This is a genomic window from Halorubrum sp. AJ67 (assembly GCF_000513435.1).
This window is the reverse complement of sequence record NZ_CBVY010000007.1, coordinates 50,209-72,007: the sequence shown is the minus strand read 5'-3', so window position 1 is coordinate 72,007 and position 21,799 is coordinate 50,209. Positions and strand designations below refer to the sequence as shown.

The following is a 21,799-nucleotide window of genomic DNA, read 5'->3' as shown; positions in this document are numbered from 1 at the left end:
CCTACTCCCCTGTGTCGTCCTTGCCTCCCACGACGTAGTCGCGAGCGGACGGCGACGGAGGGAGCCCGGAGCGAGCGACGAGGCTGGGGAGGCGTGAGGTGCGGTGCTGTGCGGTGCGGGACTCGAAGGGGCAGTCGCGAAGCCGTCAGAGGCGACGTAAGCACTGAACGAGGGAGCGATAGCGACCGAGTGAGGCGCGTGGTTCGAAACGGCGAAGCCGTTTCGTCATCACGAGACGCCTTCGGCGTCTCGAACGACAGCGAGCGTCTGACGGCTTCGCGGCTGGGGCTTCGGGAGTGTCGGTCACAGGGTTGGCTTCATCGTAGCGACTGACCGGGGCTTCGGGGGTCTCGGCCGTGGGACGACCAGTCACACAGTATCGTCGTGGTATCGACTCTCACCTCGATCCCGCAACCGCCACGCTTTATTAATCTGCCCGAGTACCCGCGACATGGACCAGTTGCGGCAGTCGCTCCTCGACGCGCCGATCATCGAGAAAGGCGAGTACCAGTACTTCGTCCACCCGATCAGCGACGGCGTTCCCATGCTCGAACCGGAGCTGCTTCGGGAGATCGTCATCCGGATCATCCGGAAGGCGGAGCTAGAGAACGTCGACAAGATCGTCACGCCCGCCGCGATGGGGATCCACATCTCCACCGCGCTCTCTCTGATGACCGACATTCCGCTCGTGGTCATCCGCAAGCGCCAGTACGGACTGGAGGGAGAGGTCCCGCTGTTCCAAGAGACGGGCTACTCCGAGTCGGAGATGTACATCAACGACGTCGAGGAGGGCGACCGCGTGCTCGTCTTAGACGACGTGCTCTCGACGGGCGGCACGATGAAGGCCATCCTCGACGCGCTCACCGACGAGGTCGGCGCGGAGGTCGTCGACGTCGTCGCCGTGATCAAGAAGGCCGGCCCGAACGAGCTGGACGACACCGATTACAACGTGAAGACGCTGATCAACGTCACCGTCGAGGACGGCGAGGTCGTGATCGTCGACGCCCAGGGCGACGAGTAAGACACGAGCGTCTCCGATATTTTTTCGGATCGATACGACGGAACTGATCGCACCAGGATCAGGATTATCGAAGGGGCAGTCGGGAGGACGCCGCACGCTCGGGGCGGTCCTCAGTCACTCGCTTCGCTCGTTCCTTGCGGTCCTGCCGTCGCCTGCGGCGTCCTCCCGACTGCCCCTTCGAGTCCCGCCCCGCACCGCACAGCACCTCACGCCTCCCCAGCCTCGTCGGTCGCCTCCGCTTCGCTTCGGCGACCGACTCCCTCGCGCGGTACTGCTTCGCGGTCGCCGGTGGGAACCGCTCGCAGGCACGCGCCACCGCACTACCGTTCCTATTTATAAACCACACGTCCGCCCCGCGTCGCTGCCGGCCACGGGCGTCTTTTCCGTGGAGGTCGCGAATTGCGAGGTACACATGACAAGTGCGCTGTTCGTGGTAAGCGAGGAAGGCTACTGGGCCGAGGAGTGTATCGAGCCGCTGACGACCCTCGAATCGGAGGGCGTCGACGTGACCGTCGCGACGCCGTCCGGGTCGCCGCCGGTCGTCGACGAGCGCTCGCTCGACCCGGAGGCCGCGGGCGGTGAGGAGCGGGTCGCCAAACTCCGCGAGGTCGACGAGGAGCACCCGGAACTCAACGATCCGGAACCGATCGCCGCGGTCGAGGCCGACGGCCACGACGCCGTCGTCTTCCCCGGCGGCCACGGCACCGTCTGGGACGTGAACCAGGACCGACACGCCCGTCAGCTGCTGCTGGACGCGGTCGCGGGCGAGGAGAGCGTGGCGCTCGTCGTCTGTCACGCGGTCGGCATCCTCGCGTTCACGCGCGAAGCCGACGGGACACCGCTCGTCGAGGGGCGCTCGATCACCGGGTTCCCGAACGAGTGGGAAGAGGACATCGTCGACGACCGCGACGTGATGCCGGACGGGCGGAAGCTCCCGTACTGGGTCGAAGACGAGGTCGTCCTCGCCGGCGCGGCGTTCGACGCCGAACTCGACGCCGACACGAGCGTCACGGTCGACGGCGACCTGATCACCGCGCGCGGCCCGGGCTCGTCGGCCGACGCGGCCGCGACCCTGCTCGACGAATTGTAGACTCGACGATCGGCAGACGCGGTCCGCGGGTCAGCGGATCACGAACGTCGGCTCTTCGATCCGCTCGCACTTACACTCGGGACACCGCGACGGCTCGTTGACGGGGTCGTCGAACCCGTCGAACCCACACTCGCGGCAGGTCGGCGGGGCGACGAGGAACTCTTCGCCGCCGTCCCCGTCGGCCTCCGTGATCGACCGCGAGACGTGTTCGAGGTGTTCGTACACGGTCGGCGTCGGTAGCGACAGCGTCGCCGCGAGGTCGCTCGCGGTCCGCGGCTCCTCGCGGAGCGCGTCGGCGATGCGCTGGCGTGTCGTCTCCATGAGTGAGCGTTCGCAGCGCGGCGAGTAAAACCGTCCGGGGTCCGCCGTCGGTCGCAGTCGCACCGGTCGTCGCTCCGTCCGATCGTCGCTCCGTCCGACGGTCGCGCACGCTCGACCGACTGTCGGGCGCAAGAGGTATGTCACCGGGGTGAGAGGGAGCGAGTATGAAGGCAGTCGTACTCGCGGGTGGCTACGCGACCAGGCTCTGGCCGATCACCGAACACCGGCCGAAGATGTTCCTCCCCGTCGGAGAAAACACCGTCATCGACGAGATATTCGAGGACTTGGAGGCCGACGATCGGATCGACGAGGTGTTCGTGTCGACGAACGAGCGCTTCGCCGACACGTTCGCGGAGTACCTCGACGACAGTCCCTTCGAGAAGCCGACGCTCTCTGTCGAGGAGACCGTCGAGGAAGACGAGAAGTTCGGCGTCGTGGGCGCGCTCGAACAGCTCGTCGAGCGCGAGAACGTCGAGGACGACCTGATCGTCGTCGCCGGCGACAACATGATCAGCTTCGATCTGGGCGATTTCGCCGACTTCTTCGAAGACAAGGGTACGCCGACGCTCGCCGCCTACGACGTTGGCGACCGCGAGCGCGCGAAGTCGTACGGCCTCGTCCAACTGGAGGGCGACGAGGTGATCGACTTCCAAGAGAAGCCCGACGACCCGCAGTCGACGCTCGTCTCCATCGCCTGCTACGCCTTCCCGGCCGAGACGCTGCCGAAGCTCACGACGTACCTCGAAGACGACAATAACCCGGACGAGCCGGGCTGGTTCCTCCAGTGGCTCCAGCAGCGCGGCGCGGTCCACGCGTACACCTTCGACGGCGCGTGGTTCGACATCGGCACCGCGGAGAGCTACCTCGACGCGGTCGAGTACGCGCTCGACGGCGGGACGCTCGTCGCCGACGACGCGACCGTCGAGGGCAGCGACCTCGGTGACGTCGTCCACGTCATGTCGGGCGCGACGGTGACCGACTCGACGCTCGACCGCACCGTCGTCTTCGAGGACGCGACGATCACCGACTCCGAGATCCGTAACTCCGTGATCGACACGGGGGCCACGCTCGAAGGCGTCGACCTCTCCGGCGCGCTGATCGGGTCGTACACCTCGATCACCGAGAGCGACGGCTTCTGAGCGGGACGGTCCCCCCGAGTGGTCCCCCTGCGGCCCGTCGGCGTCCTCTCAGTCGGTACCCGCCTGTTCGTGTGTGTGGTGGTAACAGTCTAGCGCGGGGCCGCCCGCGTCGCTCACGGGCGTGAAACACACCCGCTGGTAGCGGTCGTTGTCCAAGAGGTTTGCCACGAACCCGTCCGCGTGGCGCGAGACGGAGTCGTACGGATCGCCGCACGCGGGACAGTTCGCCGGCGGATCGTCGGGGACGTACATGTGGCGTCGCGAACGGTCCTACGCTCCCGAGCCGGAAAACGACCCCGCCGAGACGCCGCGGTCGACGGGCTTCAGGACCCGTTCGACCCGTCGCCGCTCCCGCCCTCGACGCCGAGCGCGTCGAACAGCTTCCGGCGGACTGCCTCCTCGGTGAGGTGGAGGAGCGTGTCGCGGTTCTCGCCGCTCGCCTCGATACCGGTGAAGATGCCGAGCGGGATTTCGAGCGACCCCTGCGTCGAGTGGCCGGCGGCGTCGCCCATCTCGGAGAACGCCTCGTCGAGAACGTTGCCGATGTTCAGCCGGATGTCCTTCGAGCGCGCGGCGAGATAGATGTTGTCGTCGGCGATGCCCAGCACCGCGGTGGTCGTGATCCCCTCCAAGTTGAGGAGGTGTTGGGCGGCCTGCGCGAGCGCCTCGCGGTCGCGGATGAATCCCGCCGTCGAAAAGAGGTGGCTCCCCTGAACCTCGCGGTTCTGGATCGCCTCCGCGAGCACGTCCAGCGTCTCCGGGCTCATCGACGGAGACTCCACCTGTTCGAGCGTGTCGTGGTTCGCGAACGGGTGGAGGTAGGCGGCCGCCGTCAGGTCCGCGGGCGTCGTGTCCCGCTTGAAGTCGAGCGTCTCGGCGCGAATCCCGTACAGCAGCGCGGTCGCGACCGCCTCCGAGGGCGACTGGTCGAACTCTTGGAGGTACTTCGTGAGGATCGTCGACGTCGAGGAGACGTTGGTCCGCACGTCGACGAACCGGGCGTCGAACGGCACCTCCGCCTCCAAGTGGTCGAGGTAGATGTCGATCTCGGCATCGAAGTCGAAGCCGTCGTCGGCCGACTTCGCGAGGTCGACGGCCGCGACCGTCCCGTACTCCGACAGGTCCGGGGCGTCGGCCCGCGCCAGCAGGTCGATCCCGAGCAGGTTAACGAACGCTCGGTTCTCCTGGTGGCCGACGTCGCCGGAGTAGACGATGTCGGCGTCGACGCCGAACGCCTCGGCGATAGCCTGAAGCGCGGTCGCGGACGCGATCGAGTCGGGTTCCGGGTTGTCGTGCGTGAGGATCGCCATCCGGTCGCCGCCCTCCTCGATTATCTCCGCGAGCTGCCGGGCCATGTACTCCAGCTCGCCCGTCTCCAGCGACTGGAGCGCGCTGTCCGCGATCACCGTCGAGGGATTGATGACGACGTCCGCACCGCGCTCGCGCAGTTCGTCCTCGCTGACGGGGTCGGAGGCGCGGACGACGACGTAGTGGTCCCCGCCGGTCTCCCTGACCGCCGAGACGGCCGCCTTGTTCGCCTCCACGTCGCTCGCGAGGATCAATACGATGTCGCGGTCCCCGATCTCGTCGACGACGTCGGCGTCGGCGATGTCCTGGACGCGCGCGTTGAGATCCTGATCGCGGAGCGCTTCGACCCGGCTCTCGTCGCGGTCGAGGATGAGGACGTCCTTCCCGCGCTCGGTCAGTTCCTCCGCGACGGCGTGACCGACGCTCCCACAGCCGAGGATGGCGTACCGGGTCCGCGCGGATCCGGATGCCCCACTACTCATTAGAGGGAATTCCGCGGCACGACACTTAACGAGTGCGCTCTCTCTGTCCCCCGCAATAGCGCCCGCGACACGCGACGGTAACGACCCGCCCCCGGCCGCGACGCGCAGTTACTTCTGCTCGTTACGACTCGACCGCGGCATCGCCGGCGTCGGTCGCGGTGACGCCCGAAGCGGTCCCGGTCGAGGTGCCCCTCTCTCCGGCGCGGCGGCGGTTCCGAATCAGCCCGACGGCGAGCATCACGGCACCGGCGCCGCGGGCGATCACGTCGTTCGACACCGTGTACAGCGACGCGTCGACGCCGACGAGACCGAGCGCCGCCGACGCCGGTAGCAGCACCATTCCGGGGATCGATAGCAGGACGGCGGCGGCGACGAGCGCGGCGCGAGAGCCCCGCCGGACGTCGGTGTGGTAGTAGCCGATGATGGCGACGCCGAGCCCGTACACGCCGGCGAACGTCGCGACGATCGGAACCGCGACCTCGGGGACGAAGAAGCCGAGGTCGGCGACGTCGGTGCCGGTCAGGATCGATCCCTCGCCGTCCCGCGTCCGGAGCAGGAGGATCCCCGGCGAGAACACGAACGCGAACGGGACGAGGATCTTGTTGAGCGACAGCAGGAACGCCTGCTTGCCGGTCTCGAAGGGATCCGATTTCGCGATACCGGCGGCGGCGTACGCGGCGACCATCACCGGCGGCGTCACGTCGGCCATCAATCCGAGGTACAGCACGAACAGGTGGACCGCGAGGATGGCGATCCCGAAGTCCGGGAGAACGGGACCGAGCAGCACGACGATGATGATGTACATCACCGTCGTCGGCATCCCCATCCCGACGATCACGGCCGCGATCCCGGCGAGGATCAACAGGAGGACGAGCGACCCGCCGCTGACCTCCAAGATGAGCGCGCGCAGGCTCCCCCCGAGCCCGGTGATCCCGATGACGCCGGGGATGATCCCGGCGGCCGCGACGGCGACGACGACGAGGGTCGCGGTCCGTGCCCCCGAGTCCATCGCCTTCACCACGAACGACCCGAACCGTCCGGCCCGGGTACCGCCGATCCCGGTGCCGAGTCGCTCGTCGACCCAGTTGATCGAGTTCTCGACCGAGTCGTCCAACTCCAGCAGAGGGGCGTCGCCGCTCGGGTCCGCCAGCAGGAACGCCACGCCCACGACGGTCGCGATCGTCGGCAGCGACGACGCGGCCTCACCGAACGCGGCGACGAGCCCGAAATCGGCGGTCTCAGCGCCGTACAACAGCCCGACCGGCGTGGTACCGAGCGCGAACAGCGAGCCCGCGAACAGCGCGTAGACGGCGGCGAACGTGCCCACGAGGTAGGGACCGAGCCGTCTGTTGTACGCGGCGACCAAGGCGATCAGCCCGATCGTCGCGGCGATCGTGAGCCAGCCCGCGCGACCGACCGACAGCCGGGCGATCACGAGGTAGTACAGGAGCAGCCCCAGCGGAACGAGGTAGAACCACCCGCGGCGCATGTGCGGACCGAGGTCGAGCAGTTCGGAGCGAGCGAGCCCGCCGATGTCGTGTTTGGCCGCCTCGAAGTGGACCATCACCCACATCCCGAAGAAGAAGGCGATGGCGGGCAGGGTCGCGGCGATCACGACCTCGCGGAACGGCGTGCCGGTGTACTCGACGATGAGGAACGCCGCCGCGCCCATCACCGGCGGGAGGATCTGGCCTCCGGAGGAGACGGACGACTCGACCGCGCCGGAGAACTCCGGCGAGTAGCCGGAGCGTTTCATCAGCGGGATCGTCAGCGCTCCGGTCGTCACCGTGTTCGCGACCGAGGAGCCGGAGAGCATCCCCATGAACCCGGACGCGACGACGCTCGCCTTCGCCGGGCCGCCCTTCCGCGTGCCCGTGATAGAGTACGCTAGGTCGATGAACCACTTGCCGGCTCCGGACATCTCCAGAAACGCCCCGAAGAGGATGAAGATGTAGATGAACCGCACCGACACGCCCACCGGGACGCCGAGGATACCTTCGACGGTGTACCAGAGGTTCTGGACAATCTGGTTCCAGCGGAGCTGCGAGGTGGCGAACGTCCGGGCGACGGGGAGGTCTCGGGGGAGGAGGTAGCCGTACTTCGCGTACAGCAGGAAGAGGCTCACGAGCAGCGTCAGGAGGAGTCCGAGCGCCCGTCGAGTCGCCTCCAGCACGAGGAGGATCGCGAGTACGCCCATCAGGTACGCGAGCGTGTACTCCGCGAGCGGTCCGACCTCCAGCGGGGCGAGCCACGGGTACACCTCGGAGAGGTCGCCCGCCCCGCCCAGCCCGCGAACCCGGATGACGTCCGTGATCTCGCTGTACCGCGTGACGTAGTAGAGCGTCGGGAACGTCGAAAAGAGGATCAAGACAAGGTCCGAGGGCGTGATTCGACTGCTCTCCTCGTCGACGAAGACCCACCAGAGCGCGTCTCGGACGCCCGAGACCGCGGTCGAAACGGGCGAGTCGCCCGCGCGGTCGGAAACCGCACGAGCCGCGCGGTCGACGAGACCGGTCAGGAGGCCGCTGCCGTTCGACCCCGGAAACAGCAGGAACGCCAGCACGAGCGCGAAGTTGACGTGGATCGCGCGGATCTGAAGCGAGGAGAGCGAGCCCAAGTCGATCGTCCCGTACCCGGGGATCCCGAAGTCGAAGACGAACCCGCGGGCGCCGAGCCAGAGCTGGAACGCCGAGAAGGTTATCCCGACGGCGGCGACCGCGACGACGGCGGCTCCCGACAGCGATCGTCGGTTGTCTATCTCCTCGAAGACCTCTTCGGCTACCTCGCTCGGGTCCTCCTCCGGTTCGATGTCGGTAGATGTGTTCGACGTCACAGGTGTATCATCCTCCGGCGTCACTGGCGGCCGCCGTCTCCGGTCGCGATCGCGCGACGGCGACTCCCGAGCGGACGGGGCCGAAGGCCCCGACCACTCCGAGAGTCACGCGAGCGACCGCGTCACAGCCCGAACAGCCCGCGGCGCTCGACGGTGAGCTCGACCGCGCCGCCCTCGCTCAGTCCCGCGATGTCGTAGCGCCGGTCGCCGACGATCAGGTCGTGATCGGCGACGAGCCCCGTTTTCAGGTGAAGCGTGCGATACTCTGTCGGTGGGGGGTAATATACGTATCGGCCGTCGCGCTCGGTGACGTCGGCGCGCGACGGCAGGCCCGCGCCGAACGAGCTGAACTCCATTCGGGTCATCCGAATCCCGTCGTCGGTGGGGACGTACACGTCTCTGACGAGCGTCTTCTCGACGCTGTGAGTGTACTCGATCACGACTTCCGTGTCGTCGCCGACCGGCGCGGCGACGAGTTCCGTGCCGTTCTCGTGGGTCACGACAAGCGTGCGGTCCGCACCGCTGTCGCCGCCGGGGACACCGCCGACGGTCGCGGCGACGACTGCGACGACGAGGAGGCCCACGAGGGCGGCGGCGGCGATACGCCGCCGACCGGCGGTCGCGCGCAGCGCACCTCGGAACCCGGGAATCACGCGTCTACTCGAAGTAGCGCGCCGCGCCCTCGTGGAGTTCGATGGACATCCCGTCCTGCGCGGAGTCGACCGTGATGAAGTCCGTCTTGATCGATAGCTCCCCGAGGTTGTCGAAGATGGCCGCGGTGACGCCCTCGACGATGTCCGCCGAGTACTCCGCCCGGGTCGCGATCATCGCCTGGACCGAGACGGTGTTGATGTCCTCGTCGATCCCGCCGTAGGTGCCGCCGGGAATGGTGTCGTCCGCGAACCAAGAGGCGTCGTCGCGGGCCGCCTGTCGCTCCTCGTCGGAGAGGTTCAGAATGCCTACATCGGTGCTCGTCGCGAGCTCCTCGACCGCGCCAACCGGCCAGCCGCCGACGACGAACGCGGCGTCGACGTCCCCGTCGCGGAGCTGGTTGGCCGCCTGCGTGAAGTCGGTGTTCTGCTCGTCGAAGTCGTCGGTCGTGAGCCCCGCGGCCGACTCGAGGATCTGGAGCGCGTTCACCTGCGTCCCGCTGCCGAGGTCGCCGGTGTTGACGCGCATGCCTTCGAGGTCCGACAGCGAGCCGATGTCGGAGTCGGGGTTGGTCAGTACGTGGATCGTCTCCGGGTACAGCGTCGCGACGCCGCGGAGATTCTCGACCGGTGAGCCGTCGAACGCGTCGAGCCCCTCGCCGTTGCGGGCGAAGTAGGCGACGTCGTTCTGGATCAGCGCGAAGTCGGCGTCGCCGTTGCCGAGGCTGCCGACGTTCTCGACGGACGCGCCCGTCGAGGAGACTTCGACCGAGTAGTCGGTGGCGTCTTCGATGATGCCCTCGAACTCGCCGGACAGCGGGAAGTACGTCCCACCGGTCCCGCCGGCGTGCCACCGGATGACGTCGCTGCTGCCGTCGTCGCCGTCGCCACCGTTTCCGGAACAGCCCGCGACGCCGACGATTCCTGCCGCTGCCGCTCCGCGGAGGAGTGTCCGGCGGTCGATTCGATCGCTGATTGGGTTATCAGACATACCTCAACTATACCCCCCGTGAGTAGATAACCGTTCCCCCAACGCCCGGCGGGACTCGATCACCGCCCTCGTCGGGTCGCGTCCGTGCGATTCGACCGGACGACGTCCGCCGATGTCGGGGTCGAATGAAAAGGCCTTTTACCGTGACCACGGTACGAACTCGTGAGGGCCGGTAGCTCAGTTAGGGAGAGCGACGGACTCTTAATCCGTCGGTCGCGTGTTCAAATCGCGCCCGGCCCGCTTCTTCACTTAGCGTAACTGAGTCGAGTAGATCGCATGATGGCGAGCCGATCAACCCAGAATCATCGCTAATCGCCGAGTGATTTCGTTCGGAAACTGAACGCGCCCCGGAGCCGTCTGGCATCTGGCCCATATTTGAAACCGCGTGCGTATGAGTGTTATCCCCACGGAGACACGTCTGTCTCGACGCCGGGCAACGTGCGACTATACCGATACGCCACAACACCCAAAACTGTGGCAACAGCGAACGAGACTGACAGAGTTCTAGGTTCGGGTGAAGTTAGTTAGTGCTACCTCTACAACTAGTATACTAGATTCAGATTTCCGTTGACAGGGTGGCTACTTGTCTCGATCTTCAACCCACTCTTTTTCTTGTTCAGGCAATGTATCCCAGAACTCTTCTACCTCTTTATCTCGCCCAATAGTTTCATCAACAACGTAATTGAGGAGTTTGAACAACGCTAGTGCGGTATCTCTGTCGTCTTCCATATCCATCTCCCCTGGGTGGACTGAGTTGTTTCCTGTAATTCGGACACCATCAAGCATTTTCTGAACACGTGGGCGGATCTCGTTTTCATCGACGAGGTGGCCTATGTCATGGTGAATTCCGTCACCAGGTGTATCAAGATGATTCTCAAGCAGTTTCTGGAGCGCTAATCGGAGAAGAGCTGCTGCTGCACGTGGTGATTCATCAACAACATTACGCGCTTCATTATATTCTCCCGTTATATCGTCTGGCATGTGCTCATGTGCTTTTGATGCCGACGGTGTTCGTGGGTAACACAGTTTGCGATTCATCCAAAGAGAGTAGTTTCCACATCTATTACATTTTGAAATGTCTCCCTCTATTTTTCTTTGATTATATGCCATAGTACTCCACATAATTTGGGCATATGCACCGCAATGTGGACAATTAAATCCATCTTCCTTGTACTTCGGAGCGACATAATTGTCGTCCATTTTGTCATAGATATCTCTCCGGATAAATAAGCAATACCCTAGAATATCGGTAAAATGAGACTGACAGGCCCCCTCGATGCGGATCCCACCCCGCACGTCATCGGGGAACAATATGGACTTAGTGCGCGACAGACAGCACCACGGTGGAAGGCTACGCGTCTACGCGTTTATTGATATAGTATCCAAGTCCCCCTGTGACGATAGCAAGTAGGAGGCCGATGAACCCGTAGATCACCATTCCGATGACGGCACCAACAGCAGCGAAATCATTTGGAGACTGTCCTGCAACACCGATGTAGAAAAAGATTGGAGCGAGAATAAACCACGCTGCGATAATGTAGAGCCCAATTCCAATCGTCCGCTTCCGGTTCGTTGTTTGCTTGTAGAGATACGAGCTCACACCGAGGACAGTGACTAGTGCCCAAAACCCCGCGCCTCCTAATTCAGCAAATCCAAATGCAACCATCAACGCTACAACAAACCCGATGCCAACAGAAATGGCGAGCCGTTTAAAATCGACATCTGAAAATCTCCCCCCTGTGTTGCTGGTGGGGCTTGTGTCCTCAGTTGTGGAGTTGTCTGTTGTCGTCCACGAACTGCTGTCTGTATCTCCCTCAACAGCGTCACTGGACTGGCTTGTGTCCAAATCGGAAACATCTGTCCCACAATTCGAACAGAAGCTTGCCTCGGCTTGTACCTCAGTACCGCATTCTGTACAATATGACAAGGTTATTACCCGACTCAGAAATGATTTTCCACTAATATATAACCCGTTGAAATGGCCCCTAGTCGAGACTGACAGGCCCCCTCGGTGCAGATCCCACCCCGCACGTCATTGGGGATTACCAAGCCTGTCTGTAGGATACTACTCGTCGGCGTCGTCGCGCTCGAACTCGAGATCGTCCTCGTCGTGGAGTGCGTCAATAAGCTGTGTCAGGCGCTTATTAATAGAGCTGATCTGAGAGGCGATACCATGGTTCGTCTCGTCCTCATCAAGCCCGAACATCCATGACTGGGCAGTGTCCATGTCGCGCTTGAGTTTCAACAGCTGCGACTCAAGCTGGGCGATGTTCTCCTCCAACTCAGTAATCCGCTTCTTCAGTCGGCGGTAAATGATGCCTACGAGAGTGAATAGCACCCCGGCGATGAGGGTAATAGACATCTCCAAGAGTCCGGTTGGAATGTTAGTCATTGATAGAAAATAGAAAGTCAGATGCGTTCGCGACAGTCGCCTCGGCTTTAACCAACAATCGGCATGGAGTCACCCCGACTGTTGGTTAACTCCAGCTACAACGAGCGCCGGTTGGAGCGAGACACGCGCTGCGTCCGAATCAACTCGGTATCGATACGTCCCGAAATATCGAAGTCGAGGCTAATCGTCTCGCCACTCCCAAGCGAATACTGTACCTCTTCGAGCTGGCCCGTCGTCGATTGGAACTCGGCACCGATAATGCTCGACTCGGGCCCGTCCGCGTCAGGAATGCCATCAATCGTCACTGAATCAGGATCCGCAAAGTCGTCGAATCGGAAGTACCCAGCAATCCCGTCGAGATCGGCACCCGCTTCGATGAGATCCTCGTTGTGGTACTCGAATATCCAGTCGCCCGACTTGGCAGCGTCGTTCCAAATCCGGGCGTCGTCGATCCCACCGACGAAGCCATGGTTTCCATCTAAATCTGCCCCGATTCGGTACGTTTCACCAGCGGTAATCTTGCTCGTTACCGCTTCGAAGTCAGTGAATTCGACTTCAAGCTGCCCGTCGACGTACACACGGCGATCAGGGTGGGGCCCAAGCACAACACTGAGTCGCTGTGGGTGATTGTTTGAGATTGTTCCTGGTGGAGCTCGTGTCGCACGGTTTCCGCCCTCACTTCCCTCCCCAAACAGGACACTGCCGTCCCCGTAGACTCGCACGTACTGCTTGCTCCCGTACGCGCCCTGCTTGAATTCGAACAGCGTCTGATACTCGCCGTCGCCGAGCTCCAACAGCTCCTGCGGATGGATGACGAACTCGTACGTGTAGTTGTAGTCATCCTCGTCTCGGAATTCGGCCTCGACGTAGCTGTCGCCGTCGAAGTACAACGAGCTCGTTCCAATCTGGCCACCGTAGGGGAACGCGTCTCCCCAGTTACTCACCGAGTAGGTGAATCCGGGCGCAATGTGTTGAGGTGCAACCTCCAGAGATCCCGACTCGTCGCGCTCGTTGACTGATTCCTCAAGCAATCGTTCGGCTCGAGAATCGACTTCGGACTGCGTCTCGACGTCGGATATCTTTTCGAAGCGCTCGATGACTCCGTCGTCTCCGACTCCACGGGTGCTGAGTCGATCCACCTCGGCACTATTCATCTTCGTCGAGGTATTTACCGTTCCATCATCACGCGTGCGCCCGTGGACAGTCACACGGTTGGCGTAGTCCGTGTAATCAAGCGTCCGCGTGGAGTCGACGATGCGCCAGTCTGGTTGTCCAGCAACGGTATTGACTGGGAACGCACTGATATCGAGCGTGTCGAAGTCCCGGACGGCAAACGTGTAGGCTCCAGCGTCATGGAGCTCTTGCAATATCTCGAACTCAGTGCCATCCAACTCGAGCTCGTCAATCGTCGCATAGCCAGCGGGATCAATAGCGAATGCTTCGTTCCGTCGAACCTCCAGCAGCTCGTCACCGTTCTCGAGGACTGGGCGGAAGTACCTGTTTGACTGGCCCAGCTCGAAATCGAAGATGTGGAACCGTTGTGGAGTGTCGTACGACACCGAGTCAGAGACGACTTCGATGCTGCTATCGTGGAGATCGCCGTCCGCGAAGCTCTTGAGTCGCATCGTCATCGACTGGACAGGCTCTACCGTCTCGAGTATCACCCCAACCCTGTCCACGTTCGTGTCAGGGTACATCGACGCCTGTTGCGATCCATCGCCAAATTCCTCGTCGAGGACGACGTTTGTGCTGGTGAATTTCAGCGTGCCTGCTGGCGTCGCCTCAACGTTGTCGTTCTGGATCTTCGTAATCGAGTCACCGTCGTAGCTCCACAGGTTTCGGTGTCCACCCCGCGTCACGTACGTTTCGTCGAACAGGCCACGGTTCGGGGGCAACACGTTGACGTCGTACTGCGTGTCGGCCCAGGCGTCCTGAAGCGCGTCGTACACCGTCGTGTCCGAGTACGACACACTGGTTGTCCGACGATCAAGCGCTACGAGTACACCTCGCCCGGATACGTTTGTAGTGCCACCAGCGTAGTTGGTATCGAACGACTCCAGCTCGCCCCGAAACAGCATCTCGGAGTTATGGTAGATGTAGACGTCGGCGAAGATCGACTCGGCGAAGCTGGACTCAAACGGGACAGTAGCAGTCCAAGAGCCCATCGACGACGCTGCGTCAGTAAACTGGAGCGAGGTGAGGTTCTCGTACGCCGTCGCGCTATCGTCTCCGAGCTCGCCCCCGATGGTAAGCACGGTATCACTCATAGTCCGGCCTCGAACTCGTCGACGACGAACTGGCGCTCGGAGTACTCGGCCGTTTCAGCGAGGACGAACAGATCGAGTGTAACCCGACGGCCGGTTCCCACAGGGGTTGTGGCTATCGAAGCACCTGTAACAACTGCCCACCAGTCCTGAAGATCACCGACACTCGTTCCTGGTTCAATCAGAACAAGCGTCGACGCGAACCCAGCACTTGGGTGGATCGACTGGTGATACCACGGCTTCCCCCGAATATCGGTGCCGGTGCTCGTCGTCGACTCATTGCTGTATCGTGCGTACTCGCGGAGGATGTCGAATGCGACACCGTCCGAGTCAGCCAGAAACTGTAGCGAGACGGTGCGTCCGACACCGAACGTCGGTAGCGAACTACCAATCGCACCGGGGACAGTGAGTATGCCGTTATCAAGCGTCCGAATCGTCCAAGAAATGTCAGTCATATAGAAATGGGAAACGTTGCGTTTTACATCCGCGCGATGCGGTTCGACTTCGACGTCTCGTTCTCTTCGATGACGAGCTCTGCGTTCTCTCGGATCAGCTCCGCGAGATCGTTATCTCCCTCAACGCGTAGCGTTGCAGCCAACGAGGTTTCGCTGGAAGACGAGGGATTACGGGACACACCACCTGTGGAAACCGTCTCGGCTCCTACCTCGTACGCAGTGTCGAGATGCTGGGAGAGTTTGGACAGCGGGAGGACGGCCTCGCTTTCGGTGCCCTCACCGACGACAGCGTTGACTGCATCAGTGACGATGCCACCACTTGCGAGTCCCCACGTGGGGCCAGGAGTCCCAAGTGAACCGCCACCATCGTACTCATCGTCATCGCCATCGTCGTCGCTAGACGAGCTACTACCGCTACTGGACGATCCACCACCCAGGTTTGGCGCACTTGGCCAGTCTATGTCGAGATCGCCGTTGAATGCATCTTCGACGATATCGGGCGGTTCTGGCCAATCGATATCGAAGTTGAAGTCATTCAGCTCGGTGATGAAGTCAAGCGCATCCTGAATCTTCGCAATGATAGTGTCGACGATTACGTTGATCTCAGTCCGGATATCGTCGACGACACCGACGATGGTGTCGAGAATCGAGCCGAACGCTGAACCGAACAGCGTCGCACCCGTGTTCTTGATCCAGTCAGTAATCTTGTAGAACGTATCCTTGTAGAAATTGTAGACACGCGTCAGCCCACCCTTCCAAATCGAGAAGACGGAGCCCAAGAACTGTTTGAACGTCTTCTTCGCCGACGAGATCCACCCAGTGATGAACGAAAGAATCTCGTTGAACGTGTCTGGGACAATCGAGTTCCCAATGAGGACGTTGTACAGCTTCTTGAAGACACCAGTAACAACGTCGAAGAGGAGTCCGAAGCTGGCTTTGATGCCCTTCAACCACGGCCCCTTGATGAAGCCCAGAATGTCTTCGAACGTCGTCGTCCAGAAGTCCTTGACGATTTTGAGTACTTCGTCGAAGTCGCCCCGAATGAGTGCGAGAATGATTTGAATCTGAGACGAAATCGCCCGCATCACCGTCCCAACTACGAGCTCGATGAATTCGAAATTCGTCTCGACAATCTGCATTATCCTCTCGCCGTGCTTGTCCCAGAATTTGCCGAGGAATGAGAGCACGTCAGTAACGACATTGCCAATGTGATCCATCGTCGGGACAATCTGCTTCTCAATTGCCCGGAACTCCTCCTCAGCAACCGCTCTGAGGTTTTGGATCACCGGCATCGCGTACTCCTCAAATACCATCACCAGGGTGTCCCTGATACCGATCAGAACGGGTTTGAGAGTGCTCCAGGCCTGCTGTGTGGTGTCTCGAATCCCGCCGAAGTTGCTCTTCCAAGCGTATCCGAGTGCACCAACAGCAGCCATGATGGCTGCAACCGGTAAGAGCACAGGAGAGAGTGCGCCCACGATTGCCGGGCCAACAGTGACGGCGATTGCTCCGAGGCCAGTCAGCGCCACGCCGAGTGTGGCGATGAGAGCTGGCATCCCATCCATCCGCTCGTTTACCTCAGAGAAGCCGTCGATGAGTGGGCCCAGACGTTCCATCGCGGTGATCAGGATGGGGAGAATCTGATTCCCCATGACGATTCCAACGTTGCGAAGGCGATTCTTGAGCGTCTGAAGCTTCTTGTTGAAGGTATCCGCGGACGCTTCGAATTCCTCCTGGACAGAGGTGTTCTCCTCGTAGGCAGTACTGGACATCTCGAGGGCTTCTCTCGTCCCATCGATGTTCTGCGCAAGTCCAGTCAGCGCCTGGCGTGACGTCGTCGAGAGGGCGTTCTTCAGTGCGTCAGCTTCGTCGCCACCCTGCTTCATCGCCTCTGCCATCTGGAGCATCAGCTCGTCGGGTGACTTCTCACGCATCTCCTCGAACTCGGACTTCGTCATGCCGAGTGCGGACGACAGATCGCCCACCTTCTTCGGATTCACCATTTCCTGTCCGAGCCGACGCATTCGAGTCCCAGCGCGCTCTGAGGACTCACTGACTTCGTTGATCGCTGCGGACATCCCAGCGATCTCGGTTTGACTCATCCCGAGCGAAGAGAGGGCTCCAGACGAGCGCATCATCGAGTCGGTAATCTCCTGGGCGCTCGTTGCCGTGTTATTGGAGAGCTCGTTGATGGCCGAACCGAGATTTTCGACTTCAGAAATCGGGGTGCCAGTCAACTCAGTAAGCTTCGCGAACGCCTGCCCCGCTTCCTGCGTATTCAAGTCCGTCGCCGACGCCATCTTCGCCGTCGACTCGGTGAATTTCTCGATGTTCTTTGGCCCTTCCACACCGAACCGGCCAGCGTCAGCTGCTATCCCAGCGAGTTCCTTCTGTGCGAGTGGAATCGTCTCAGCGAGTTCTCGAACCGAGCCAGACATCGCCTCGGCTGTCTCGGCATTCGTCACCTTCTCAACTTCCACCATCGCGCTCTCGAAGTCAGCAGCTGCGCTTGCTGCGCCAGCAAGGCCAGCCACTCCGGCGCCAGCCAACACGGCCCCGGCACCAGCGACGGCCTCTTTCATCCCAAGCGCAGAACCCTCTACGTTGCCAAACGCACCAGAGGCGTTGTCTTCGGCAGATATCTCGATTGCGAGCTCTTGATCTCCGCTGGGGGTGAAACTCATCAGTTATATATAAAAAATGATAATTCGTAGTCTATTGATCGCTCAGCTGCTGCACCCACTCTTCATCGGACTGGCGCGCTTGTCCAGGGGCTCGCTCGTGTGGGCCAGAACCGCGCGAGTTGCCGGACTGTTTCGCCTTCTCCTCGTTCTGGGCAGATGCCCCTTCAAGCAGAACACGAACTTCTCGAACAGTCAGCTTATAGAGAGATGTGTCACCGATGAATTGGTAGCCGTTATCGTGGATCTGCTTGATCCAGAGTGCCTTCTCCCTCAGCGCTGACTCTCGGCCAGCTCCATCATCGTCTCTAACTTTCCCTCGGGAACCTGATCGAGCATCTCCAGGTTCTCCAGGTTGAGCGCATTCTGCATGTCGTAACCAGATGCGCGGAGAATCGCCTGAATCAGCGCCTCGAGTCCGAAGCCGATCATGTCTTCGTCAACCTTCTCAGCAGTGACGTCGAAGTCATCGTTCTCTCGGACGTCGTACCAGTGTTCGTTCAGAATCTCGGCGATGTCTTCATCCGACAGATCCGCCGGGTTCAGCTGCCCGTTGGCGTCGCCATATTCGTTGAGATCGCCCATACTCATGGGGACAACTCGGATCTCCTGTTCGACACCAGGGAGAGGCTGAGTAACCGGCTGGAGGTTGTCGTCCGAATCGCGCTGGACGAAGAAGTCTTCAGGCTGTGCAATGTTCAGATCGTCAGAATTGTTGGAAGTCATAGTGTCAGTCTCGCTTTAGTGGGAGTTGGGGCTCCCACAGGGGTGTGTCCCCCAAAAGTTGCGACAAAAAACGGGGTAGTCACTGGCACTCGACGTCTAGTTCGCAGTGAAGTCGACGGACTTGGGCTGGAACGTGTTGTCCATCGTGGAGATGACTTCCCCGGCTTCGGGCCCGACATCGCCAAGGCCCGTGAGGACAGCGCTAGTGAAGGTGACAGTGCCACCGTCCATCTCCCACACCAGATCGAACTCGTTGCCTTCGAGGTGATCCGTGAGGTTCTCGTGGTGGGCGAAGTTCCCCGCCACACTGGCCGTGAATTCGAGCTCCTGGGCTCCGACGTGGATGGCCTGTTCGGCCGTCCCCATCACTGCGCTCTTCTCGTAGCCATTGTCAACGGAGAACGAAGCAGAACGCACCTCGGCAGCCATCTGGGAACCACCCTGACTGATGTAGTCGTCAAGGAAGTGCTCGTAGGAACCACCGATAGCGCTGGCGTGCGAACCGGCACCAAGCGCAGGGACACCGAGATCGCCAATCGCCCCGTCGTAGCTATCCGTGCCACGAAGTCGGACGAGTTCATTGCCAGAACCATCTTCGACGACGACGTCGCCGGCAGACTCTGAGTCGAGCTCGAACGCGTCGATGGAGTCGAACGTTTCAGTCGTGGTGACAGCCGTCGTGCCGTCAAGCATGACGTCTTCGGACGGAACGCTACCGTCGCCCTCAATCGTCAACGTCTGGGACGTGTCGGAGGCCGACGTCGAACGCACGGTAAGCGTCTCACCGGTAGGCTGTTCGACTCGGAACATCCGGACGCGCTTCGCCTCGTACTCGAGGCTAGCCACCATCGGCAGCGCCGTCGACGGATCGCCCGACAGATCGCTCAGATCCGGATAGGCACCACGCGCAACGACGAACGTGCGGGCCCCATCGTACTCAGCCCTGTCGACGACGGTATGGGTGCTTCGAATCCCACCCTCATCGTCCCGAACGAGGGCATCGCCTGCGGGATCAAGTGGGCTACCAGAGTCGTCAACGAAGAACCGCTGGAGATGGTAGTCGACACTGACAGAGTGATCCTCTGCGCCAGTGAAGTGATCCTGAATCTCGTAGTCACCGAGTCCGCGCTGTGCCTCAACGTTGGCATCCGCACTCCACACTAAAGCCGTCTCGAGCGTATCCGAGAACAGTTCGAACTTCGGATCAGCCGGAGTGACGCCGGGCTCGTCTTCGCGGACGAACTCGACGCGGTGGTTACGGAAGCCAGTGTCAGCCTGAGTCGCTTGATTAGTCATGAATAGAAAGTATCAGCAAAATGAAACGGTGCTACTCGCGAGGAGTAGCGTTAGTTACGGGGCGGTTCCTTCGTCCAGGTGTACTGTACCTGGAATTGGACGGCATACTCAGTCGGACTCGCGTCGTCGTCGACGAGATCCGTGCGCGGGCCAACGGCCAGCGTGAGATACTCACTTGGCGACTGATTGTGGCCGAGGACGCGCGAGACTTCGTCGCCCATCTGCTCGGCCTGCAGTCGTTGGCCCCGAGTGATGTCGTAGTCCTCGCGAGAACCGGCGAAGGCAGTCACGAGGACGGTGCCTGTTCGGCTCTGGACGCCACCGGCACCGTCGCCGGCAATCGCCGAGAAACCAGTCTGTCCGCCACCTGCGACGTTCTCATCACGATTTGACACTGCGACTTGAGGGAAACCCTTGCCGTCGTCAAACCGGCGGTGTTCAGATAAGGTTTGAAATTGAGGCGGTACGTTTTCAAAGTGTTCTATGCCAGAAAACGACCGCCTCAGCGGCTGTTTAGACGAGATCAACTTAGAGTTTGTGGAGCGAGAAGCAACACCGAGGCTGTTGATGAAGCTCAGTATTCAGCTCCACTTGTCTGGACTATCGCTTTCGAATACTGTTTCATTTCTTGAGATATTCGGTGTTGATCGAGTTCGATCGACCGTTCATAACTGGGTTCACAAAGCCGATCTACAGCCAGAAACTGGCCGGAAGCCGAATCACGTCGCGGTTGATGAGACTGTGATTCAACTCGATAATGAACAATATTGGCTGTACGCTGCTGTCGATCCTGATTCGAACGATTTACTACACACACGGCTTGAGCCGACAAGAAATAACGCGATCGCAGACCGGTTTTTCGCGGAACTCCGCGAAAAACACGATGTAGATGACGCGATCTTTCTCGTTGATGGCGCGGCTCCACTTCAGCGAGCCTGTCGCAAACACGGCCTCGATTTCAGATACGAACGACATGGAAATCGGAACAGCGTCGAACGTGTTTTTCGTGAGGTAAAACGCAGAACTACCAGTTTCTCAAACTGTTTCAGCAACGCCGAAGCAGAAACGGCAAACGAGTGGCTCAGATCCTTCGCCTTCGCATGGAATCAGCTTATCTGAACACTACCGTCAAACCACCCAGTGTGGATGTCGCGATCGCCAAGCGCCTCGTAGACAGAACCGTTGTCCCACAAGTCGCGAAGGATATCGCGGACAGTCAGTTTGGGATCCGGAATCGTTTCAGGCATAGTTAGATCTCCTCGACGTGGACGGCAGTGAGGTGGAGTTGCTCTTCAACTGCGACAGCGCGGTACTCCGAACCCACTTCAATATCGACGAACTCGGTTGCGCGTTCTTCGTCACCAGTTCCGGGTTGAATATCGACGCTTCCCTGCTGGAGGTAGATGACAGCGTCCTGCTCGACTTGGACACCGTTTCCTTGCCCCGAACGTCGCTCAGGTTCGTGCCCGAAGTCAATCGTCGCAGGAGCCACCTGGGGCGATATGTCGGCCTCCACCCAGTCTCCGTCGGCGTACGGATTTTCGCCTCCACAGTTCGCCTCAAACTCGTAGTTGATGACGCGAAAGTCGCGTCCCAGCATTGAGTGGGCGCGAGCAATCGCAGCCTGTCCAGGCGCAGTCATGCGACTCTCTGGGCAGAGATCGAACCCCGGAGGTTCCCAGTATCAACGGGCGCCTTCTTCTTGGCGTATTCCTCGATCTTAATGGCGAGTTTCTCGATTAGCTCGTCAACACTGTCGACGTCACTTGCGTACTGATCAAGTTCGCTGACTGCCCGTTCGACAGCTGGGCGAAGGAAGGGTTGTGCTTGGTTCGAGGCAGTCCCGTATTCGACGTAGACGGCGTACTCGACGTTCGTCCCAACACGGTATTTCCGCGATCCAAATCCATCGTAGTCGAGCGCATCCAGCACACCGTCGAGGCCAAGCATCGTGATGCCCGCCATCAGCGCATCACTGGCATGTAGACATCCGACTTGATTCGAGTGTCAGCCAAGTCGTCGATCTCGTAGATCGTGACTTCTCCACAAGCGTGGATACAGTCGTACTCGGGCTCTGCGTCAGGCATCAGCCCTGGTGGGTACTCGTACTGACTGGGGTGCATTTCGTCATCACGCGGTTCTCGCGACTT

The 21,799-nt window shown here is 61.1% G+C and carries 23 protein-coding genes, 1 tRNA gene and 1 pseudogene; 5 read left to right on the top strand and 20 right to left on the bottom strand.

The window, feature by feature from the left end:
* Nucleotides 1-451: 451 nt before the first annotated feature.
* Together hpt and BN903_RS08075 are read left to right on the top strand one after the other, a co-directional pair.
* Nucleotides 452-1,021, top strand: coding sequence for a hypoxanthine/guanine phosphoribosyltransferase (gene hpt, locus BN903_RS08080; protein WP_048077261.1), 570 nt, complete (start codon nt 452-454; stop codon nt 1,019-1,021).
* A gap of 412 nt (nt 1,022-1,433) precedes the next feature.
* On the top strand, nt 1,434-2,111 hold the full coding sequence (locus BN903_RS08075; RefSeq protein WP_048077260.1) for a type 1 glutamine amidotransferase domain-containing protein: 678 nt from the start codon (nt 1,434-1,436) through the stop codon (nt 2,109-2,111).
* 30 nt (nt 2,112-2,141) lie between these two features.
* Here the strand turns inward: BN903_RS08075 and BN903_RS08070 are convergent, their stop codons facing one another.
* Nucleotides 2,142-2,432 carry a transcriptional regulator gene (locus BN903_RS08070; protein WP_048077259.1) on the bottom strand — a complete coding sequence of 97 codons (291 nt, stop codon included), beginning with the start codon at nt 2,430-2,432 and terminating at the stop codon, nt 2,142-2,144.
* A 164-nt stretch (nt 2,433-2,596) separates the two neighbouring features.
* Here BN903_RS08070 and BN903_RS08065 point away from each other — a divergent pair, with 164 nt between their 5' ends.
* Nucleotides 2,597-3,571, top strand: a complete 975-nt coding sequence (locus BN903_RS08065; RefSeq protein WP_048077258.1) for a sugar phosphate nucleotidyltransferase — start codon at nt 2,597-2,599, stop codon at nt 3,569-3,571.
* Between the two features lie 48 nt (nt 3,572-3,619).
* Here the strand turns inward: BN903_RS08065 and BN903_RS08060 are convergent, their stop codons facing one another.
* The 5 genes from BN903_RS08060 to BN903_RS08040 form a co-directional block, all read right to left on the bottom strand.
* Complete coding sequence (locus BN903_RS08060) at nt 3,620-3,823, bottom strand: hypothetical protein (protein ID WP_048077257.1); 204 nt, start codon at nt 3,821-3,823, stop codon at nt 3,620-3,622.
* Nucleotides 3,824-3,894: 71 nt separating this feature from the next.
* A complete protein-coding gene (locus tag BN903_RS08055) occupies nt 3,895-5,361 on the bottom strand; it encodes a DHH family phosphoesterase (protein ID WP_048077256.1) in 1,467 nt (488 codons plus the stop codon).
* Nucleotides 5,362-5,482: 121 nt separating this feature from the next.
* A complete protein-coding gene (locus BN903_RS08050) occupies nt 5,483-8,194 on the bottom strand; it encodes a TRAP transporter fused permease subunit (RefSeq protein WP_048077255.1) in 2,712 nt (903 codons plus the stop codon).
* Nucleotides 8,195-8,316: 122 nt separating this feature from the next.
* Entirely contained in the window at nt 8,317-8,847 is a 531-nt protein-coding gene (locus BN903_RS08045) for a DUF1850 domain-containing protein (RefSeq protein ID WP_228841066.1), read from the bottom strand.
* Between the two features lie 4 nt (nt 8,848-8,851).
* Entirely contained in the window at nt 8,852-9,835 is a 984-nt protein-coding gene (locus tag BN903_RS08040; protein ID WP_048077254.1) for a TAXI family TRAP transporter solute-binding subunit, read from the bottom strand.
* Between the two features lie 166 nt (nt 9,836-10,001).
* Here BN903_RS08040 and BN903_RS08035 point away from each other — a divergent pair.
* Nucleotides 10,002-10,075: transfer RNA gene (locus BN903_RS08035), tRNA-Lys, on the top strand.
* Between the two features lie 339 nt (nt 10,076-10,414).
* Here BN903_RS08035 and BN903_RS08030 read toward each other — a convergent pair.
* The 10 genes and pseudogenes from BN903_RS08030 to BN903_RS07990 form a co-directional block, all read right to left on the bottom strand.
* A complete protein-coding gene (locus BN903_RS08030) occupies nt 10,415-11,035 on the bottom strand; it encodes a DUF4145 domain-containing protein (RefSeq protein ID WP_048077253.1) in 621 nt (206 codons plus the stop codon).
* A gap of 151 nt (nt 11,036-11,186) precedes the next feature.
* On the bottom strand, nt 11,187-11,681 hold the full coding sequence (locus BN903_RS15820; RefSeq protein WP_228841065.1) for a hypothetical protein: 495 nt from the start codon (nt 11,679-11,681) through the stop codon (nt 11,187-11,189).
* Between the two features lie 15 nt (nt 11,682-11,696).
* A pseudogene (locus BN903_RS18590) lies at nt 11,697-11,762 on the bottom strand (zinc-ribbon domain-containing protein); the annotation flags it as partial.
* Nucleotides 11,763-11,900: 138 nt separating this feature from the next.
* Nucleotides 11,901-12,227 carry a hypothetical protein gene (locus BN903_RS08020; RefSeq protein WP_048077251.1) on the bottom strand — a complete coding sequence of 109 codons (327 nt, stop codon included), beginning with the start codon at nt 12,225-12,227 and terminating at the stop codon, nt 11,901-11,903.
* Nucleotides 12,228-12,322: 95 nt separating this feature from the next.
* Nucleotides 12,323-14,494, bottom strand: a complete 2,172-nt coding sequence (locus BN903_RS08015; RefSeq protein WP_048077250.1) for a LamG-like jellyroll fold domain-containing protein — start codon at nt 14,492-14,494, stop codon at nt 12,323-12,325.
* Complete coding sequence (locus BN903_RS16685; protein ID WP_154018098.1) at nt 14,491-14,946, bottom strand: hypothetical protein; 456 nt, start codon at nt 14,944-14,946, stop codon at nt 14,491-14,493. The genes BN903_RS08015 and BN903_RS16685 overlap by 4 nt, the downstream gene beginning before the upstream one ends.
* 23 nt (nt 14,947-14,969) lie before the next feature.
* Nucleotides 14,970-17,630: a phage tail tape measure protein gene (locus BN903_RS08010; protein ID WP_048077249.1), complete on the bottom strand. Its 2,661-nt coding sequence runs from the start codon at nt 17,628-17,630 to the stop codon at nt 14,970-14,972.
* 270 nt (nt 17,631-17,900) lie between these two features.
* The gene (locus BN903_RS08000) at nt 17,901-18,353 is read right to left on the bottom strand and encodes a hypothetical protein (protein ID WP_048077247.1); all 453 of its coding nucleotides are present in this window, start codon (nt 18,351-18,353) and stop codon (nt 17,901-17,903) included.
* Between the two features lie 96 nt (nt 18,354-18,449).
* Complete coding sequence (locus BN903_RS07995; RefSeq protein ID WP_048077246.1) at nt 18,450-19,649, bottom strand: hypothetical protein; 1,200 nt, start codon at nt 19,647-19,649, stop codon at nt 18,450-18,452.
* 50 nt (nt 19,650-19,699) lie between these two features.
* Nucleotides 19,700-20,044 (bottom strand): hypothetical protein, encoded by a 345-nt coding sequence (locus BN903_RS07990; protein WP_048077245.1) that lies wholly within the window; start codon nt 20,042-20,044, stop codon nt 19,700-19,702.
* Between the two features lie 88 nt (nt 20,045-20,132).
* Here BN903_RS07990 and BN903_RS15815 point away from each other — a divergent pair, with 88 nt between their 5' ends.
* Nucleotides 20,133-20,768 (top strand): IS6 family transposase, encoded by a 636-nt coding sequence (locus BN903_RS15815; protein ID WP_079890618.1) that lies wholly within the window; start codon nt 20,133-20,135, stop codon nt 20,766-20,768.
* Here the strand turns inward: BN903_RS15815 and BN903_RS18045 are convergent.
* The 4 genes from BN903_RS18045 to BN903_RS16680 are packed head-to-tail and all read right to left on the bottom strand — an operon-like array spanning nt 20,756 to nt 21,772.
* A complete protein-coding gene (locus BN903_RS18045; RefSeq protein WP_228841064.1) occupies nt 20,756-20,896 on the bottom strand; it encodes a hypothetical protein in 141 nt (46 codons plus the stop codon). The two genes, BN903_RS15815 and BN903_RS18045, sit on opposite strands and share 13 nt — an antisense overlap.
* 2 nt (nt 20,897-20,898) lie before the next feature.
* Nucleotides 20,899-21,291, bottom strand: a complete 393-nt coding sequence (locus tag BN903_RS07985; protein WP_195155758.1) for a hypothetical protein — start codon at nt 21,289-21,291, stop codon at nt 20,899-20,901.
* Nucleotides 21,288-21,614, bottom strand: a complete 327-nt coding sequence (locus tag BN903_RS07980) for an HK97 gp10 family phage protein (protein WP_048077243.1) — start codon at nt 21,612-21,614, stop codon at nt 21,288-21,290. Before BN903_RS07980 ends, BN903_RS07985 begins: the two co-directional genes overlap by 4 nt.
* Nucleotides 21,614-21,772 carry a hypothetical protein gene (locus tag BN903_RS16680; RefSeq protein WP_154018097.1) on the bottom strand — a complete coding sequence of 53 codons (159 nt, stop codon included), beginning with the start codon at nt 21,770-21,772 and terminating at the stop codon, nt 21,614-21,616. Before BN903_RS16680 ends, BN903_RS07980 begins: the two co-directional genes overlap by 1 nt.
* Nucleotides 21,773-21,799: the final 27 nt, after the last annotated feature.

Coding starts and splice junctions, on each gene's coding strand:
- BN903_RS07995 (WP_048077246.1), bottom strand. CDS start 19,649: ATGACTAATCAAGCGACTCAGGCTGACACTGGCTTCCGTAACCACCGC.
- BN903_RS08030 (WP_048077253.1), bottom strand. CDS start 11,035: ATGGACGACAATTATGTCGCTCCGAAGTACAAGGAAGATGGATTTAAT.
- BN903_RS15815 (WP_079890618.1), top strand. CDS start 20,133: ATGCCAGAAAACGACCGCCTCAGCGGCTGTTTAGACGAGATCAACTTA.
- BN903_RS07980 (WP_048077243.1), bottom strand. CDS start 21,614: ATGGCGGGCATCACGATGCTTGGCCTCGACGGTGTGCTGGATGCGCTC.
- BN903_RS08075 (WP_048077260.1), top strand. CDS start 1,434: ATGACAAGTGCGCTGTTCGTGGTAAGCGAGGAAGGCTACTGGGCCGAG.
- BN903_RS18045 (WP_228841064.1), bottom strand. CDS start 20,896: ATGCCTGAAACGATTCCGGATCCCAAACTGACTGTCCGCGATATCCTT.
- BN903_RS08065 (WP_048077258.1), top strand. CDS start 2,597: ATGAAGGCAGTCGTACTCGCGGGTGGCTACGCGACCAGGCTCTGGCCG.
- BN903_RS08040 (WP_048077254.1), bottom strand. CDS start 9,835: ATGTCTGATAACCCAATCAGCGATCGAATCGACCGCCGGACACTCCTC.
- BN903_RS08000 (WP_048077247.1), bottom strand. CDS start 18,353: ATGACTTCCAACAATTCTGACGATCTGAACATTGCACAGCCTGAAGAC.
- hpt (WP_048077261.1), top strand. CDS start 452: ATGGACCAGTTGCGGCAGTCGCTCCTCGACGCGCCGATCATCGAGAAA.
- BN903_RS08020 (WP_048077251.1), bottom strand. CDS start 12,227: ATGACTAACATTCCAACCGGACTCTTGGAGATGTCTATTACCCTCATC.
- BN903_RS08055 (WP_048077256.1), bottom strand. CDS start 5,361: ATGAGTAGTGGGGCATCCGGATCCGCGCGGACCCGGTACGCCATCCTC.
- BN903_RS16680 (WP_154018097.1), bottom strand. CDS start 21,772: ATGCACCCCAGTCAGTACGAGTACCCACCAGGGCTGATGCCTGACGCA.
- BN903_RS08015 (WP_048077250.1), bottom strand. CDS start 14,494: ATGAGTGATACCGTGCTTACCATCGGGGGCGAGCTCGGAGACGATAGC.
- BN903_RS07985 (WP_195155758.1), bottom strand. CDS start 21,291: ATGACTGCGCCTGGACAGGCTGCGATTGCTCGCGCCCACTCAATGCTG.
- BN903_RS08060 (WP_048077257.1), bottom strand. CDS start 3,823: ATGTACGTCCCCGACGATCCGCCGGCGAACTGTCCCGCGTGCGGCGAT.
- BN903_RS08070 (WP_048077259.1), bottom strand. CDS start 2,432: ATGGAGACGACACGCCAGCGCATCGCCGACGCGCTCCGCGAGGAGCCG.
- BN903_RS16685 (WP_154018098.1), bottom strand. CDS start 14,946: ATGACTGACATTTCTTGGACGATTCGGACGCTTGATAACGGCATACTC.
- BN903_RS08010 (WP_048077249.1), bottom strand. CDS start 17,630: ATGAGTTTCACCCCCAGCGGAGATCAAGAGCTCGCAATCGAGATATCT.